Here is a 15,714-nt window from a genome sequence, read left to right as displayed (position 1 = left end):
ATTTAACTGACGCCACTAGCTCTTTCATTATTTGCTATTACGTCCGCTACTGCATAGATCCGGCACTAGATTGAAAAAATTTGCAAAACACGCTATGGCGGTAGTCCGAAGGAGAGGCAGATGGAACTTAAATCATTTCGCGTACGGAATTTTCGTTCGATCAACGATAGTGGTGAAATCACAATATCGCGCATTACAGCGCTGCTTGGGCGAAATGAAAGTGGCAAGTCGAACATTCTGCGCGCATTGCATAGCCTCAACCCGGCCAGTGGCTTCACCAAGCTAAAGCCGATTAAGGACTTCCCCCGCCACCGTAAGCTATCCGAATGCACCGATCACACGCCTGTCGTAGATTCGACATGGGAGTTGACCCCATACGAGCAAGGTTGCCTTGCTGAAATTTGGCCTAGCGCGCAAGGGGTAACCGAAGTGACGGTTGGCCGTTCCTACGGCGATGAGCGATATGTGGGTATTGAAGTGCCGGAAGGCGCTTTCGATTTAGCTTCCATCAAAGCCGACGCCCGAAAGATTGATGCTGCCGTGAAGGCTGCGGCGGCGAATCTTACCGATGACAGCAAGGCGGCGCTTGAAAGTGCCGCGAATACCTTCGTTGCCTCTATCAGCGTCGCGGCGACCGCCGCGAAATGGGCTGAAACCGGAACCCCCGCTCTTGCCTCGCTTAGGAAGGCTCTTGCAGCGGCAGACATTGAACTGACCGACTCCCAGGATCAGCGTGTGATCGCATTGGAGGAAATGGCTGAAGCGATCCCGCAAAATGAGGCGGCGCATGCTGAGGCGCAAAAATGGGTCATCGAGCGCTTGCCCGTCTTCATGTATCTCGAAGACTATCCCGAAATTGAAGGGCATCAGGATATTGCGCAGTTCCTAACACGCAAAAGCCAAGGCCAGCAAACCAAGGCTGATTTGAATTTCGAGAAGCTTTGCAAGGTAGCCGGCCTAAGTCCACAACAGTTGCAGAAGCTATCGCAAAGCAACGACCAAGAAACACGTGGTCAACTGGCGAACCGCGCCGGTTCCGTGGTGACTACGGCCATACGCAAACGTTGGAAGGATCGCGAACTGAAGGTGCGATTTAACTTAGACGCGCATCATTTCGACACTTTGGTTTCCGACCCCAACAGCATTTACGACGTCGAAGTCAATTTGGATGAACGTAGTCGTGGCTTCCAATGGTTCTTCGCGTTCTATGTTGTGTTTGCGGCTGACACTGAAGACGGCGATGCAGATGGCGCGATCCTGCTTTTAGACGAACCGGGCCTGTATCTTCATGCGCGTTCACAAGGCGATTTACTTCGCCACCTAGAGGAGGATTTTAGCAATCAAATTGTCTATACCACGCATTCGCCGTTTATGGTCCCGACGCATCAATTGGATTGGGTTCGAACAGTCAACATAGCGGAGGGAGTCGGCACGACGGTTTCAAACGACCCGTCCGGCGACGCTCGGACGCTATTCCCGCTGCAAGCGGCGCTTGGATACGATCTTGCACAAAGCCTGTTTGTAGGACCAAACAATCTGGTCGTCGAAGGTGTGACCGATTTCTGGATGCTGTCGGCTGTATCATCGCGACTGAGCGAACAAGGCAAAGTCGGGTTGGATGAACGCTTGACCGTGACACCAGCGGGTGGCGCGCAGAAAGTTCACTATATGGTCGCGTTGCTTACGTCAGAGCAACTGAAGGTGCTTGTCCTGTTCGATGATGAAAAGGACGCCAAAGCGACACGCGACGATCTGGTCAAAGGCAAGTTGATCCGGTCGGATAGCGTCGTGTTTGTGAGCGAAGCGTTCGAAACCGCTCCCGTCGAAGCCGACATTGAAGATTTGCTTGATCCTGTGGTTTACGAAAAGCTGGTTCTGGAAGCGTATGCGAAGGAACTGAAGGGCAAAACGCTGGAATTGAATGCCCATATTCCTCGCATCGCGCGCCGTTTTGAAGCTGCCTTCGACGGGCTCTCCATTCCATTCCACAAGACGCGACCAGCACGTCTATTCTTGCAGAAAATGGCGACGGACCCTTCGTTGGTCTTGCCAGCAGATAGCGAAGCGCGCTTTGAAAGGTTGTGTAAAGCTATTAACGCTGCGCTAGAAAAACATTTGTTGCGGCCTTAGTCGTAGACGAAACCACCCAGGCACTGTGCGAATATACCAAAGATATGTTGGTTGACTTATCTGCATTACGGGTATGCTTTGCAAGTGCCGATATTGCCTTTGTTCGGTGTTGGCCTTGCTTAACAATGACCGTTTGGTTGTATCGGGCGCATCGTGACATTGGCTAAAATATTGCGAGGGCTGTCTGAGCCTAAGGCCAATTCCTCAATCAATACGCCATAGGCCCTCTCGTCCAGCGATTGCAGAAACGTGCGCGCCTTGTCGTCCTTTGGCAGGGGCGAGGCGGCGCCGAGGTCGGTGATCAGGGCGGTTTGGCCGTTGTAGAGGATGTTGTGGGCGTAGAGGTCGCCGTGGGTCAGGCCTTGGTTGTGCAGGTGGGACAGGGCTGAGGCGATGTCGGCGGCGATCTTGTGCGTCTGGTCGGCGGTGAGGCGCGTGCCTTTGGCATAGACGTCGCGGGTGCAGGTATCGAAATCGGGCGGTCCGGCCAGCGGGCGGAAGGCGGGCGGCAGGCGCTGCATGATCAGAGCGTCGCGGCCCTCAGGGCTTTGCGCGCGGCCCAGCAGGGGGATCAGACCGTCGTGGTTGCCCGCTGTCAGGGCGGCGCTCAGTTCGCTTTGCGGCGAGCCGTCGCTGGTGACGTGGCCCTTGAAAATCTTGACGGCGACCGGCTGGTCCCGGCTGATCCAATGCGCGGCGTGGATGTGGCCGGAGGCGCCTTCGCCAAGGCGTTCGCTTAAAGAAAGATCGCTCCAGGCGATGTGCGGCAGGTCGGCCTTTTCGTACGCGGCGGCTTCGGCGGCATGGGTGAACGGATTGCCCGCATAGGCCAGCCAGGTCAGGCGCGGCAGGGCGTAGAGGGTCGGTGGCAGGGCCTCGAAGCGGTTGGCCGACAAGCGCAAAAGCTCAAGATTATGGCAGGCCGACAGGTCGGGCAGGGCGGACAAGCGATTGCCCGCCAGCATCAGTTTTTGTAAGGCGCTGCGCTGGCTGAGTGCGTCGGGCAGGGACTCAAGCGCGTTGTCGGTCAGGATCAGCCAGCGCAGGCGCGGCGGCAGGGCCTGCGGCGGGACGTGCGCGATCCGGTTGGCCTTGAAGCCGATCATGGTCAGGTTTTCGCAGGCGCCGAGGCCGGACGGCAGTTCGGTGAAGCGGTTGTTCGAGCAGAACAGGATGCGCAGGCGATGTAGGCGGTTGAGGTCGTGCGGCAGGGAGGACAGGCGGTTGCCGCTCAGGTCGAGGACTTCCAGCGTGTCGGCCAGGTCGAAGATCGCGTCGGGAAAGGCGTCGAGATCGGCGCTCAGTTTCAGGTGGGTCGCGCCGGTGAGGCGGCCGTTCAGGAGATCGTCGAGGCTGTGCATGGTCCTCCTGTGGCGCGGGGCGGCGCTTGCGTCAACAAACAGATGCAAACCGCGCCCTGAACGCCTATATGTCGCCGCATGACGGATGAGACGCGGCCCTTCTGGGAAACGAAGACCTTAGAGCAGATGAATGCGCAGGAGTGGGAGTCGCTGTGCGACGGCTGCGGGCTGTGCTGTCTGGTGCGCTTCGAGGATGAGGACACGGCGGAGATCATCCCGACGCGCGTGCATTGCAAGCTGTTCAATCCGGCGAGTTGCGCCTGTTCGGACTACGCCAACCGCAAAAAGTTCGTGCCGGACTGCATCAAGCTGACGCCGGGCAATATCGAGGATTTGCTGTGGATGCCGCTGTCCTGCGCGTATCGGCGGCTGCATGAGGGCAAGCCGTTGCCGCAATGGCATTATCTGATCACCGGGGATCGCGAGACCGTGCATCGGTCGGGGGTGTCGATCCGGGGTCAGACCCTGTCGGAACTGGCCCTGGGCGATCCTGAGGAGGCGCTGGATTTTGTGGCGTGGGATCTCTTGGAGGACCGGTCGGACTGGGCGGCGGACGAGGGGGAATAGGGGCGTAAGCAAGAACCCCCACCACCACGCGGGCCTTGCCCGCGCGGTCCCCCTCCCCATCAAAGATGGGGAGGTATGAGAGGTGAGCTATCTTTATTCATAATTGTTAACGCGGGGTCGGGTTCGGATTTTGAACTTATGGCGGGCGCGGCACGGTGATTTCCGGAAATGTCGGCCAGAAATTTTAGAAAGAGGCGCGCCATGAAAAAGATGCTGCTGATCGCGGGTAGTCTGCTCGTTCTAACGGGCGCCAGCGCTTGCGCCGACTATGGCTATGGCTACGGGCATGGTCCGGGGCGCTACGCCGATTACGATCTCTATTATGACGACTATTACGGGCCGGTCAGCGAGGGCTACTGGGGCGATGACGGCTGGTTCTATTACCGCGACGCGCATCGTCAGTGGCGGCGCGACGATGGGCGGCATTTCCGGCGCGAGTCCTATAACGGCTATCGCCAGTACCGCATCCACCATGGTCATCGCTGAGGGAGTTTCGCCATGAAAGCCTTCAGCCTTGTCCTGCTTGCTACCGCAACCCTTTTGAGCCTGACCGCGTGCGCCTATGACCATGACCTTTACCGCAACCGCCATCACCACTCTGACCGTCATCATCACGATGATCATGGCCATCGCGGCGGCGCTTATCGTTAAGCAGGACTGAGGTTAACGCGGCACTTGTCTCCTGACGCCGAAGCGGCCTAAAAGGGGGTATGAACGGCGTTTTGGAAGTCAGGCATGCGCGGCGGTAAACCGACCATTGACGATGTGGCCGCCCTGTCCGGGGTGGCGCGGGCGACCGTCTCGCGCGTACTGAACGGCGGGCCGAATGTGCGCGACGAGGTGCGCAAGCGCGTGCTGGAAGCGGTCGAAAAGCTTCAGTACAAGGTCAATATGCAGGCGCGCTTCCTGGCCGGGGGGCGCAGTCAGGTGCTGGCGCTCATCTATGCCTCCGACCTCGACAGCCAGCCGAACTCCTTCTACCACGCCGGTCTGGAGCTGGGGGCGCTGCGCGGCTGCGCCGAGCGCGGCTTTCAGTTGCTGATGCACACGGTCAATCAGCATTCGCTGAGCAAGCAGAAGTCGATTCTGGAGCTGCTGGACAGCCGCCGCTGCGACGGGCTGTTGCTGACCCCGCCCTTTTCCGACGATCTGGACCTGCTGCGCGAATTGCAGGCGCGCAAGACGCCGGTGGTGTGCATCGCCGCCGGACGCGAGGCGCGCGCCCTGGCCTCCGGCATCGGCGTCGATGACGAGGTGGCGGGCTATGAGATCACGCGGCATGTGCTGAATCTGGGCCATCGCCGTCTCGGCTTCATCAAGGGGCTGGAAGGCCATTTATCCGCCGAGGAGCGCTATGCTGGTTTCCGCCGCGCCCTGCATGAGCAGGGGCTGGACGAGAAGGATATGCGCACCGCGCGCGGCAATTTCAGCTTCCGCTCGGGGGTGGAGACGACGGCGCGGCTGCTGGCCGGGCCGGAGCGGCCGACAGCCTTGATCTGCGCCAATGACGATATGGCGGTCGGCGCTTTGTTCACCGCGCACAAGCTGGGGCTGGAGATACCGCGCGACCTGTCGGTGACCGGGTTTGACGACACGCCGGTGTCGGAGATCATCTGGCCGCCGCTGACCACCGTGCATCAGCCGCTCAAACTGATCGGCGCGCGCGCGGTCGAGATGATCGTCGATCAGATCAACGCCGCCAAGACCTCGGCCAAGCCGCCCGCGCACCATTACGAACTGGCGCCGCACCGGGTGGTGATGCGCGAAAGCGCCGACGAACTCAGCAAGGGCTGAGTTATCCGCGCCTTTTGAATTTCCTTTTTGAACAAAATCAACGCCCTGCCGGAAAGTTTCGGCGGGGCGTCCTCCTATGCCGGTCCTGACCTATAGTGTGTGCATGGACGGAAAAGCGGCTTCGGCCCCACCCAAACCGAAGCGCGCCCGGTCGAGGGGCAAATCGCGCCCGCTGGCGGTGCGGCTGGCCGAGAAGCAGCAGAAGCATGACGCCGTGCTGCGCAAGGATTTCGACGCGCTGATGGCGGCGCGCAAAAAGAAGCCGGAAGATCAGGACATTGAGAAGCGGCTTAAAGTGCTGGCGCTGCTGCGCAAGGCGCTGGCCGAGGCGTATCCGCAAACGAAGACGCAGGATGAGGCGGGGATGGATGACGAAGCCGATGACGGAGTGGGAAGAGGCGCAGGCCAAGCCGCTGTGGACGCCCTGCGACTGGACTTTGAACATAAGATGGCTCGTTACCTGGCCTCCCGGCGTCCTTCAGCTCTGGCTGCTGCGGCACGATGCGGCGACGCTGAAACGCATGTTGACGGCGTGGAACATCTGGGCGCGCGAGGACCAGACGCCGCCTGAAGGCGACTGGCATAGCTGGCTGTTTCTGGGCGGGCGAGGGGCGGGCAAGACGCGCGCCGGGGCCGAATGGGTGAAGGGCCTGATCGGTCAGGGCTTGATGTCTAAGGGATTGCGGGTCGCCCTGATCGGGCCGACCCTGCACGATGTGCGCGAGGTGATGATCGACGGGCCATCGGGTCTGCGCAGCGTCTCCGAGCCGGGTAACCGGCCCTTTTACGAGGTGTCGCGGCGGCGGTTGCGCTGGCCGGACGGCGGCGTGGCCTACGCCTTTTCGGCGGAGGAGCCGGAGCGGCTGCGCGGGCCACAATTTCATTACGCCTGGGCGGACGAGTTCTGCGCCTGGCGGGCGCCCGCCGAGACGCTGGCGCAACTGCGCATGGGCTTGCGGCTGGGCGAGACGCCGCGCCTGTGCGTGACCACGACGCCGAAGCCGATCGCGGCGCTCAAGGCGCTGATGAAGGAAGAGGGGGCGGCGGTGACGCGCGCGGCGACAAAGGACAATCTGGCCGGGCTGTCCGAGGTGTTTTTGGACGGGCTGACCGCGCTTTACGGCGGCACAAGGCTGGCGGCGCAGGAGCTGGACGGGCTGGTGGTCGAGGATGCGGGCGCGGCCCTGTGGCGGGCCGACGATCTGGCGCGTTGTTATGGCGCGCGGCCGCCCGCTTTCGATGAGGTGATCGTGGCGGTCGATCCGCCTGCAAGCAGTCACGGCGACGCCTGCGGCATCGTGGCGGCGGGGCGCGTGGGCGAACGCGGCTATGTCTTGTGCGATGCGACGGTCAGCGGTTTGTCGCCGCTTGGCTGGGCGCGGCAGGCGGCGGCGGTCGCGCGTGAGCATGGGGCGCGGCAGGTCGTGGCCGAGGGCAATCAGGGCGGCGAGATGGTGCGGACGCTGCTGGCTCAGGCCGGTTGCGAGGCGCCGATCCGGCTGGTGCATGCGCGCGACGGTAAGCGGCGGCGGGCCGAGCCTGTGGCGGCGCTGTATGAGCAGGGGCGGGTGACGCACTGTCCGGGCGATGGCGGGCGGTTCAATGCGCTCGATGAGGAGTTGATGGCGCTGGGGGCGGGGGAGATGGCGCACAACCCGGCCAAAAGCCCAGCCAAAAGCCCGGACCGCGCCGATGCGTTGGTGTGGGCTTTGACGATGTTGTTGCTGGATGGGCGGGCGGAGCCGAGGCTGCGGCGGCTTTGAGGTTTGGAAAGTAAGAAACCCCACTGCTACGCGGGGCTGTTGCCCCTCCCACCACTTCGTGGTCCCCCCTCCCCGCTTCGCAGGGAGGGATATAGAAAAGGTATTTTTATGTTTGGGAATTGGTTCACCCGCGAGCGTAAGCAGAGCGCGGCGGGGGCGGTGACGGCGGTGAATCTGGTCGGGAGGCCGGTGTGGACGCCGCGCAACTATGGCTGTCTGGCGGCGGAGGGGTTCGGACGCAATGCGGTCGCTTATCGCTGCATCCGCATGATCGCGGAAGCCTGCGCGAGCGTGCCTTTGCGCGTCGAATTCGGCGGGCGGCGCACGCCCGATCATCCGTTGCAGGCGCTGATCGACCGGCCCAACGCCGAGCAGGGCGGGGCGGACCTGCGCGAGGCGCTCTACGCCAGCCTGCAAACGGCGGGCAACGCCTATGTCGAGGCGGCGTTTTTGCCTGACGAGGCCGCGCCGTTCGAGCTGTGGAGCCTGCGTTCGGATCGCATGAAGGTGATCCCGAACCGGCGCGGCTGGCCGGACGCCTATGAGTATGCGGCCAATGGCGCGCGCGTAACCATCGGGCGTGATGGTGAGGGCTGGCTGAAGGTGCTGCACCTGAAGCTGTGGCATCCGCTCGATGACTGGTACGGCTTTTCGCCTTTGGAGGCGGCGGCGTTTTCGATTGACGTGCATAATGCGTCGGGGGCGTGGAACAAGGCTTTGCTCGACAATGCGGCGCGGCCTTCGGGGGCGCTGGTCTATGGGGCCAAGGCGTCCGAGCGCCTGTCGGACGATCAGTTCGCGCGGCTGAAGGCGCAGTTGACGGATGATTATTCGGGTACAGACAATGCCGGGCGGCCGCTGCTGCTGGAGGGCGGGCTGGACTGGCGGCCCATGTCTTTGTCGCCGGCGGATATGGATTTTATCGCGGGCAAATATGCGGCGGCGCGCGACATTGCGCTGGCCTTTGGCGTGCCGGCGCAATTGCTGGGGATTCCGGGCGACAATTCCTACGCCAATTACAAGGAGGCCAATGCCGCCTTCTGGCGCAATACGGTGCTGCCGCTGGTCGAGAAGACGACGCGCAGTTTGAGCGCCTGGCTGGCGCCGAAATTTGCCGGGGCGAAGATCGTCAACGACATCGAGGCCCTGCCTGCCTTGGCGGCGGAGCGGGACGCGCTCTGGACGCGGCTGAATACGGCCAACTTCCTGACCGAGGCCGAGCGGCGGCGTCTGGCGGGGCTGTCGCCCATTCCGCATGACCCCATTTCGCATGACAATCTGCCGCATGGGGCGGCGTCATGACCGGCCTCATCTGGCAGATCGTGCCGGTGTCGGCGGTGGTCACGGTGATCGTGCAGACCGCCTTCGTGCTGTTGTGGGTCGGGCGCGCGGGGGCGCGGCTCGACATCATGGAGGCGCGGCTGGAGCAGCAGCAGGGCGTGGCCGAACGGCTGGCGCGGCTGGAGGAACAGGCGCTGGCGCAGCGCGCCTCGCTGGAGCGCATCGAGCATAAGCTGGAGGGGCGGGGATGAGCGTGCATATCGAGGGTTACGCCTCGCGGTTCGGCCTGCGCGATCTCAATGACGATGTGGTCGTGCCGGGGGCTTTTCGCGACAGTCTGATGCAGAGCGGGCCGGGGGGCGTGCGGATGCTGTATCAGCATCAGGTGAAATCGCCGGTCGGGGTCTGGGACGAGATGGTTGAGGACGCCGTCGGGCTGTTCGTGCGCGGGCGGATTCTGGATGTGTCGCCGGAGGCGCGCATGGTGGGGGCGCTGGTCAGGACCGGCGTGGTCGATGGGTTGAGCATCGGCTTTCGCGCGGTGAAGAGCCGGGCGTCGGATGGCGGGCGGCTGCGTGTGCTGACGGCGGTGGAGTTGTGGGAGGTGTCGATTGTGACCTTCCCCATGTTGCCGAGCGCGCGGATCACGCGGGTCTGGGCGGAGGCCGTGGCGGCGTAATCAGGCGGCGTAAGGGTAAGATTTTTCAACCACGAAAGACACGAAAAGGCACGAAAGCTGGACGGCTCGGTCAAAAAAGAAGCGCAGCTTCGATCTGATCGAAGGGCGTAAAATCGCGAGTCAGGCGAAATATTTTCGTGCCTTTCGTGTTTTTCGTGGTCGATCCTGAGCGATGTCCATCGCCTCAAACTTGCAGGATATGGCCGTTTTACATGCGGCGTATGAGAGCCGCATGCGCGGCGTAAATTCCGTAACGGAGACTTAAACACATGAAGGAAGTGAAATCGGCGGCGGCCTCAGCGGAGGTGCGCGCGGCGCTGCATGACGTTTTGAGCCATTTCGAGGCGTTCAAGGCGGCCAATGATGCGCGGCTGGAGGCGATTGAGACCAAGCGCGGCGATGGGCTTTTGGAGGACAAGCTGGAGCGCATCGAGACGGCGCTCTCCGCGGCCGAGACGCGGCTGAACCGGCTGATGAGCCAGAAGTCGCGTCCTGTTCTGGATGAGGCGCGCCAGCCGGAGCCGTCCGAGGCCAAGGCGGCGTGGGAAGGTTACCTGCGCTCCGGGCGCATGGGGATGGAGCTGAAGTCGGGCATTTCCTCGGCCAGCGGGTCGGGGGTTTTGGCGCCCACGGAAACCGAAACCTATATCGAGCGCCGTCTGGCCCAGGCCTCGGTTTTCCGTTCGCTGGCCACGGTGCGCAGCGTCGGGGCGGCGACCTTCAAAAAGCCGATCTCGACCGCGGCGGCGGCGGCCGGCTGGGTGGCCGAGACGGATGCCCGCCCGCAAACCGATCCGGCGACGCTCGATCTTCTGACCTTCGCGACCGGCGAGCTTTACGCTTCGCCCTCGGCGACACAGGATATTCTGGACGACGCCTATATCAATCTCGACGACTGGCTGGCCTCGGAGATCGAAGACAGTTTCGCGGCGCAGGAACAGGCGGCGTTTGTCAATGGCGACGGATCGAACAAGCCGAAGGGCTTTTTGAGCTACACCCTCGCCGCTAATGCGACCGCGAGCTGGGGTCAGATCGGTTATGTCGCCTCGGGCGCGGCCAGCGATTTTGCCGCCTCCGCGCCGGTCGATGCGCTGATCGACCTGATCTATGCGCCCAAGGCCCAGTATCGCCCGAACGCGCACTTTCTGATGAACCGCCGCACCGCCGCGAAGATCCGCAAGTTCAAGGATGCGGACGGCAACTATATCTGGCAGCCCGCCTCGGCGGCCGGGGCGCTGCCGCTGCTGCTCGGCTATCCGGTGCAGGAGATCGAGGACATGCCCGATGTCGCGGCGGGCGCGGCGGCGGTAGCGTTTGGCGACTTCGCCAAGGGCTATCTGATCGTCGATCGCGCCGGGATTTCGGTGCTGCGCGATCCGTATTCGGCCAAGCCCTATGTGCTGTTCTACACGACCCGCCGCGTCGGCGGCGGGGTGCAGAATTTTGATGCCCTGAAGGTGCTGAAAATCGCCGCTTCGTAGCCGGACTCGCTGGGGTGGGCTGCAAACGCGTCATCTTCCTGCGCGCCCTTGCTCGTGTACGTCAGTACACGTCGCGGCGGGTGCTCGGAAGCTAACGGTTTTCGCCTCACCCCAGCGGCCCGGCCCGCGAAGCGGTCGGCCAGCCAGGCGGCGGGCAGTTGAAGTAAGAAACCCCACCACCACGCCCTTCGGGCGCGGTCCCCCTCCCCGGCATAGCCGGGGAGGTATGAGAGGAAGATCTTTATCATGACGGATGCGGTGTCGCTGGATGAGGCGAAGCTGTTTTTGCGCGTGTCGCATACGGCGGAGGATGGGCTGATCGCGATGCTGATCGCGGCGGCGCAAGAGAAGCTGGCCGGCGAGACAGGGGTGGTCATGGATGAGACGGCGCCGACGGCCCTGCGATTGTGCGCCCTCTATCTGATCGCCCAGGCATATGACGGGCGCGGCGAGGCGGGTGGCGATCTTTCGGCGCTGGAGCCGTGGATCGCGCCCTATCGCGAGGTCAGGTTATGAGCCTGAGTGCGCGCGATGTGAGGACGCCCGCCGGGGTCTATGGGCTGGACGACAGCGAGACGGCGTTCGGCGGGCGGGTGCGCGATATGACGGTCAGCGCGACGGTGTGGGGCGATTTCCGGCCCGGCGCGCCGTCGGTGCAGACGCCGTCCGACGGCCAGCCCTTCGTGTCTCAGACGGCGGATTTTCTCTGCCGGTCTTCTGAGGGTTTGAGCCTCGGCGGCTGGCTCAGCGTGCGCGGGCATGACTGGCGCATCCTGAGCCTTGATGAGATCGCCGACGGCCAGGTGCGGCTGCGGCTGGAACGAATCTAACGCAAAGAGAAATACAATGACGCTCGATCCGATGCGCGACCTGCAGGGCGCGCTTATGGCCTTTCTGCGCGCGCAGGACAGCCTGTCCGTCTGGCTGGGGACGCCGCCACGCGTCTGGGATCAGCCGCCTGCCGAGGTCATCTATCCGTATGTCACCTTCGGGCGCGGGCAGATGCAGGACATTGGCGGCAATGAGGCCGATGTGCATGAGCAGAGCCTGAACCTGATGTGCGTGTCGCGCTTTGGCGGCGCGGAGGAGGCGCGGGCGGTGGCGGGCGAACTGCGCGTGCTGCTCGACGGTGCGGAGTTGAGCCTGAGCGATCAGGTCTTGTGCAGCCTGCGCGTGGTGTTCGTCGATGTGTTTCGCGCGGCGGATTTGCGCACGAGTTACGCGCTGGTGCGGCTGCGCGCCGTAACTGAACCCAGGTAAAGGAGAGCCAGATGGCGGTGCAGGCGGGCAGGGACATGCTGCTCAAGATTTCGGACGGGGCGGAGACGCCCGTGTTTCAGACGGTGGCGGGCCTAAGGGCGCGGACCGTGTCGCTCAATGCGAAGACGGTCGATGCGACCGATTCCGACTCGGGCGGCTGGCGCGAACTGCTGGCGGGCGGCGGCGTGAAGTCGCTGGCCGTGTCGGGCTCAGGCGTGTTCCGCGATGCGGCCTCGGATGCGCTGATGCGGACGGCTTTTTTCGCGCAAGAGGCGCGCGACTGGCAGATCATCGTGCCGGATTTCGGCGTGTTGTCCGGGGCGTTTCTGATCGCGGCGCTCGAATATGCCGGTCAGCACGACGGCGAAGCGACCTTCGCCATCACCCTGGCCTCGACGGGCGAGGTGAGTTTTGCAGCAAGCTAATCCGGCGCGCGGCGAGGTTGCGGCCATGATCGGCGGGCGGGAGGCGCGGCTGTGCGTGACTCTGGGGGCGTTGGCCGCGCTGGAAGGGCATTTCGGCGTGTCGGGCTTTGCGGCCCTGGCGGAGCGGCTCAAGGCGCTGGGGCCGGGCGATCTGGCCTTTGTGCTGGGTGTTCTGCTGGTGGACGACATGCCGGTGGACAAGGCCAGCCTTAACGAGGCGATGGCGGCGGTGACGGCGGCGTTTGCGGCGATGACGGCATGAACTGGGCTTCTTTGCTGCGCAGAGCGCTGCTGATGGGGTTACCGCCGGAGGTTTTCTGGCGGCTGAGCTGGCGCGAATGGGTCATGCTGAATGGCGAGGCGCACGCGCCGCTGGCGCGCGCGGCCCTTGAGGCGATGATGCGGCTTTATCCGGATGGTGAAAAACATGAGTAACGCACTGGGCGGACTGGACGCCAGGACGGCGGAGAGCGCGGCGGCGTTGAAGGCGCTGGAGGCGCCCGCGACCGAGGCGGCGAACACGATTGATCAGGCGTTCGCGAAGGCGGGCGAGAGTCTGGCGGCGTCGCTGGCGCGGGCGGCCTCGGACGGCAAGATCAGTCTGGGCGAACTGGCCTCGGCGTTGATCTCGGCGGTCGATAAGGCGGCGGGCGGCAGCGGAAGCACGGGGCTGGGGTCTGCGCTGGCGCAGGTGGTGTCCAGCGTCTTTTCCGGCGCGCGGGCGGACGGCGGGCCGGTCAGCGCGGGCGGGGCCTATCTGGTCGGCGAACGCGGGCCGGAGGTGTTTCGACCGGCGAGCGGGGGGGCGGTGGAGGCGGGGTCCGCTGCGCCGAATGTGCAGGTGACGGTGAATGTCGCGGGCGGGGCGGCGGGGCTGGTCCGGTCGGAGGCGCAGGTGGCGGCGGCTTTGCAGCGGGCGGCGCGCCTAGGACTGAGATAAATGCGGATGAGGTGAGGGGGATGAGGTGAGGGAAGTCCCCCCCCCCTCCACCACTTCGTGGTCCCCCTCCCCCGTAAACGGGGGAGGATGAAGGAAGGCCCATACATACCTGCGAGCGCGGGGTTGAGAGGAATAAATATGTCCGGTTTTCATGAAGTGTTGTTTCCGGCGCGGCTGGCCTTCGGGTCGGGGGCGGGGGTGACGCGTAAGGCCGAGATCACGGCGCTGGGGTCGGGCTATGAGCGGCGGGTCAGTCCGTGGGCGCTGGGGCGCAGGCGCTATCTGATCGCGGCGGGGGTGCGGCCTCTGGCGGATATTGCCGAGCTGCTGGCCTTTTTCGAGGCGCGCGAGGGGCAGCTCTACGGGTTCCGCTTTCGCGATTTCGCCGATTGCAAAAGCTGTGCGGTGACGGCGACGCCGGGACCGCAGGATCAGGTGCTGGGTACGGGCGACGGGACGCAGACGCAGTTCCAGCTGCGCAAGGCCTATGGCGAGGTCTGGCGTCCGGTCAATAAGCCGGTCGAGGATTCGGTGCGGGTGGCGGTCGGCGGCGTTGAGACGGGCGCGTTTACGCTCGATGTCACAACGGGCCTTGTCACCCTGGCCGAAGCCCCGGCGGCGGGCGCTGAGGTGACGGCGGGGTTTCAGTTCGACACGCCGGTGCGGTTTGATTCCGACTCTATCGAAATGACGCTGGAAAGCTTTGAGGCGGGCCGCATGAACGCCGTGGCGATGATCGAAATCCGGGTGTAGGCATGCGGCAGGTTCCTGAGACGATGGCCTCGGCGCTGAACGCCGGGGCGGCGAAGCTGTGCCATGTCTGGCGGCTGAGGCGCACGGACGGCGTCGTGCTGGGCTTTACCGATCATGATCGCGATCTGAGTTTCATGGACGTGATCTGCCGGGCGCAGAGCGGACTGACGCAAGGCGCGGCCAGTGGCGATCTCGGCATGGACAGCCCGGACACTCTGGCCGTGTCGGGGCTGATTTCGGATGCGTGCCTGGCGGCGGCGGAGATCGAGGCCGGGCTTTATGATGAGGCCGAACTGCGCGTCTTTGTCGTCGATTGGACCGACCCCAGCCAGTATGTCGAGCTGGACGGCGGCTATCTGGCCCGGCTGGAGGTCGCGGGCGGGCTGGACGATGCGAAGGGGGCCTTCGTCGCCCATGTCGAAGGCGTGGCGGCGCGGCTGGAGCGCAGCATCGGGCGCTGTTTCGGCTTTCTGTGCGATGCGGCGCTGGGCGATGCGCGCTGCGGGCTGGACCTCAGCGCATTGGGCGGCGCGACCTGCGACAAGCGCTATGCGACCTGCCGCGATACATTTCATAATCTTGTGAATTTTCGCGGTTTCCCCGATCTGCCGGGCGAGGACTTCCTCACCGTCTATCCGCGCGACGGACAGGTGCTGGATGGCGGTTCGACCGGGACCGGAGCGGGCAGGTGATTGTTGCGGCGGCGCGCGGCTGGATCGGCACGCCCTATCGCTATCAGATGAGCGTGAAGGGCGAGGGCTGCGACTGCGTCGGGCTGGTGCGCGGGGTGTGGCGCGAGGTTGTCGGGCCGGAACCGCAGGCCTTGCCGCCGTACAGCCCGGACTGGGCCGAGGTCGGCGGGCGTGAGATTTTGCTCGAAGGGCTGGGGCGGTGGTTTTTGCCGCTGGCGGTCTGTGAGGCGCGGGCCGGGGATGTGCTGGTGTTTCGCATGCGCGATGGAATGGTGGCCAAACATGCGGCGATCCTGAGCATGGGTGAGGGCGTCGAGGATCGGCGGGCGCAGGTGGTGCATGCCTATTGGGGCCATGCGGTGGTGGAGAGTTGGCTGGGGCCGTACTGGCGGCGGCGGCTGGCGGCGGCGTTTCGGTTTCCGGGCTCGGTAGGAAAGTAAGAAACCCCACCACCACGCGGGCCTTGCCCGCGCGGTCCCCCTCCCCATCGAAGATGGGGAGGTATGAGAGGGGGAGATGCCCCCTCCACCACTTCGTGGTCCCCCTCCCCCGCTTCGCAGGGGAGGATTAGAAGGAAGGATTTTGGAT

The 15,714-nt window shown here is 63.9% G+C and carries 21 protein-coding genes; 20 read left to right on the top strand and 1 reads right to left on the bottom strand.

The window, feature by feature from the left end; all coding sequences use genetic code 11:
- Nucleotides 1-120: 120 nt before the first annotated feature.
- Complete coding sequence (locus ACTHLA_RS12260; protein ID WP_440189488.1) at nucleotides 121-2,130, top strand: AAA family ATPase; 2,010 nt, start codon at nucleotides 121-123, stop codon at nucleotides 2,128-2,130.
- A 119-nt stretch (nucleotides 2,131-2,249) separates the two neighbouring features.
- Here ACTHLA_RS12260 and ACTHLA_RS12255 read toward each other — a convergent pair whose 3' ends face one another.
- Entirely contained in the window at nucleotides 2,250-3,491 is a 1,242-nt protein-coding gene (locus ACTHLA_RS12255; RefSeq protein ID WP_440189485.1) for a leucine-rich repeat-containing protein kinase family protein, read from the bottom strand.
- Nucleotides 3,492-3,569: 78 nt separating this feature from the next.
- Between ACTHLA_RS12255 and ACTHLA_RS12250 the strand changes: the two genes are divergently transcribed.
- The 19 genes from ACTHLA_RS12250 to ACTHLA_RS12160 all read left to right on the top strand — a co-directional run bounded on the left by ACTHLA_RS12250 (nucleotide 3,570) and on the right by ACTHLA_RS12160 (nucleotide 15,566).
- Nucleotides 3,570-4,058 carry a YcgN family cysteine cluster protein gene (locus tag ACTHLA_RS12250; protein WP_440189482.1) on the top strand — a complete coding sequence of 163 codons (489 nt, stop codon included), beginning with the start codon at nucleotides 3,570-3,572 and terminating at the stop codon, nucleotides 4,056-4,058.
- Nucleotides 4,059-4,259: 201 nt separating this feature from the next.
- Complete coding sequence (locus ACTHLA_RS12245) at nucleotides 4,260-4,544, top strand: hypothetical protein (RefSeq protein WP_440189479.1); 285 nt, start codon at nucleotides 4,260-4,262, stop codon at nucleotides 4,542-4,544.
- Nucleotides 4,545-4,793: 249 nt separating this feature from the next.
- The gene (locus tag ACTHLA_RS12240; protein WP_440189476.1) at nucleotides 4,794-5,852 is read left to right on the top strand and encodes a LacI family DNA-binding transcriptional regulator; all 1,059 of its coding nucleotides are present in this window, start codon (nucleotides 4,794-4,796) and stop codon (nucleotides 5,850-5,852) included.
- A gap of 76 nt (nucleotides 5,853-5,928) precedes the next feature.
- Nucleotides 5,929-6,423 carry a hypothetical protein gene (locus tag ACTHLA_RS12235; protein ID WP_440189473.1) on the top strand — a complete coding sequence of 165 codons (495 nt, stop codon included), beginning with the start codon at nucleotides 5,929-5,931 and terminating at the stop codon, nucleotides 6,421-6,423.
- A complete protein-coding gene (locus ACTHLA_RS12230) occupies nucleotides 6,374-7,615 on the top strand; it encodes a DNA-packaging protein (RefSeq protein WP_440189470.1) in 1,242 nt (413 codons plus the stop codon). The genes ACTHLA_RS12235 and ACTHLA_RS12230 overlap by 50 nt, the downstream gene beginning before the upstream one ends.
- A 108-nt stretch (nucleotides 7,616-7,723) precedes the next feature.
- A complete protein-coding gene (locus ACTHLA_RS12225; protein WP_440189467.1) occupies nucleotides 7,724-8,917 on the top strand; it encodes a phage portal protein in 1,194 nt (397 codons plus the stop codon).
- The gene (locus tag ACTHLA_RS12220; protein ID WP_440189464.1) at nucleotides 8,914-9,147 is read left to right on the top strand and encodes a hypothetical protein; all 234 of its coding nucleotides are present in this window, start codon (nucleotides 8,914-8,916) and stop codon (nucleotides 9,145-9,147) included. The genes ACTHLA_RS12225 and ACTHLA_RS12220 overlap by 4 nt, the downstream gene beginning before the upstream one ends.
- A complete protein-coding gene (locus ACTHLA_RS12215) occupies nucleotides 9,144-9,575 on the top strand; it encodes an HK97 family phage prohead protease (RefSeq protein ID WP_440189462.1) in 432 nt (143 codons plus the stop codon). Before ACTHLA_RS12220 ends, ACTHLA_RS12215 begins: the two co-directional genes overlap by 4 nt.
- A gap of 269 nt (nucleotides 9,576-9,844) precedes the next feature.
- Nucleotides 9,845-11,056: a phage major capsid protein gene (locus ACTHLA_RS12210; RefSeq protein WP_440189459.1), complete on the top strand. Its 1,212-nt coding sequence runs from the start codon at nucleotides 9,845-9,847 to the stop codon at nucleotides 11,054-11,056.
- A 246-nt stretch (nucleotides 11,057-11,302) separates the two neighbouring features.
- On the top strand, nucleotides 11,303-11,572 hold the full coding sequence (locus ACTHLA_RS12205; protein WP_440189457.1) for a head-tail connector protein: 270 nt from the start codon (nucleotides 11,303-11,305) through the stop codon (nucleotides 11,570-11,572).
- On the top strand, nucleotides 11,569-11,886 hold the full coding sequence (locus tag ACTHLA_RS12200; RefSeq protein WP_440189454.1) for a hypothetical protein: 318 nt from the start codon (nucleotides 11,569-11,571) through the stop codon (nucleotides 11,884-11,886). The genes ACTHLA_RS12205 and ACTHLA_RS12200 overlap by 4 nt, the downstream gene beginning before the upstream one ends.
- Nucleotides 11,887-11,902: 16 nt before the next feature.
- Nucleotides 11,903-12,316: a DUF3168 domain-containing protein gene (locus ACTHLA_RS12195; protein WP_440189451.1), complete on the top strand. Its 414-nt coding sequence runs from the start codon at nucleotides 11,903-11,905 to the stop codon at nucleotides 12,314-12,316.
- Nucleotides 12,317-12,327: 11 nt separating this feature from the next.
- Nucleotides 12,328-12,741, top strand: a complete 414-nt coding sequence (locus tag ACTHLA_RS12190) for a phage major tail protein, TP901-1 family (protein ID WP_440189448.1) — start codon at nucleotides 12,328-12,330, stop codon at nucleotides 12,739-12,741.
- Nucleotides 12,728-13,003 (top strand): GTA-gp10 family protein, encoded by a 276-nt coding sequence (locus ACTHLA_RS12185; protein WP_440189445.1) that lies wholly within the window; start codon nucleotides 12,728-12,730, stop codon nucleotides 13,001-13,003. Before ACTHLA_RS12190 ends, ACTHLA_RS12185 begins: the two co-directional genes overlap by 14 nt.
- Nucleotides 13,000-13,176: a phage tail assembly chaperone gene (locus tag ACTHLA_RS12180; protein ID WP_440189442.1), complete on the top strand. Its 177-nt coding sequence runs from the start codon at nucleotides 13,000-13,002 to the stop codon at nucleotides 13,174-13,176. The genes ACTHLA_RS12185 and ACTHLA_RS12180 overlap by 4 nt, the downstream gene beginning before the upstream one ends.
- Nucleotides 13,169-13,681, top strand: a complete 513-nt coding sequence (locus ACTHLA_RS12175; protein WP_440189439.1) for a phage tail tape measure protein — start codon at nucleotides 13,169-13,171, stop codon at nucleotides 13,679-13,681. Before ACTHLA_RS12180 ends, ACTHLA_RS12175 begins: the two co-directional genes overlap by 8 nt.
- Nucleotides 13,682-13,819: 138 nt before the next feature.
- Nucleotides 13,820-14,434, top strand: a complete 615-nt coding sequence (locus tag ACTHLA_RS12170; RefSeq protein ID WP_440189436.1) for a phage distal tail protein, Rcc01695 family — start codon at nucleotides 13,820-13,822, stop codon at nucleotides 14,432-14,434.
- A gap of 2 nt (nucleotides 14,435-14,436) precedes the next feature.
- The gene (locus tag ACTHLA_RS12165; RefSeq protein ID WP_440189433.1) at nucleotides 14,437-15,126 is read left to right on the top strand and encodes a baseplate hub domain-containing protein; all 690 of its coding nucleotides are present in this window, start codon (nucleotides 14,437-14,439) and stop codon (nucleotides 15,124-15,126) included.
- A complete protein-coding gene (locus ACTHLA_RS12160) occupies nucleotides 15,123-15,566 on the top strand; it encodes an NlpC/P60 family protein (RefSeq protein ID WP_440189431.1) in 444 nt (147 codons plus the stop codon). Before ACTHLA_RS12165 ends, ACTHLA_RS12160 begins: the two co-directional genes overlap by 4 nt.
- Nucleotides 15,567-15,714 lie beyond the last annotated feature (148 nt).

The sequence above is a fragment of the Asticcacaulis sp. genome (genome assembly GCF_051956075.1).
Lineage (GTDB): Bacteria > Pseudomonadota > Alphaproteobacteria > Caulobacterales > Caulobacteraceae > Asticcacaulis.
This window is presented reverse-complemented; position numbering and strand designations above follow the sequence as displayed.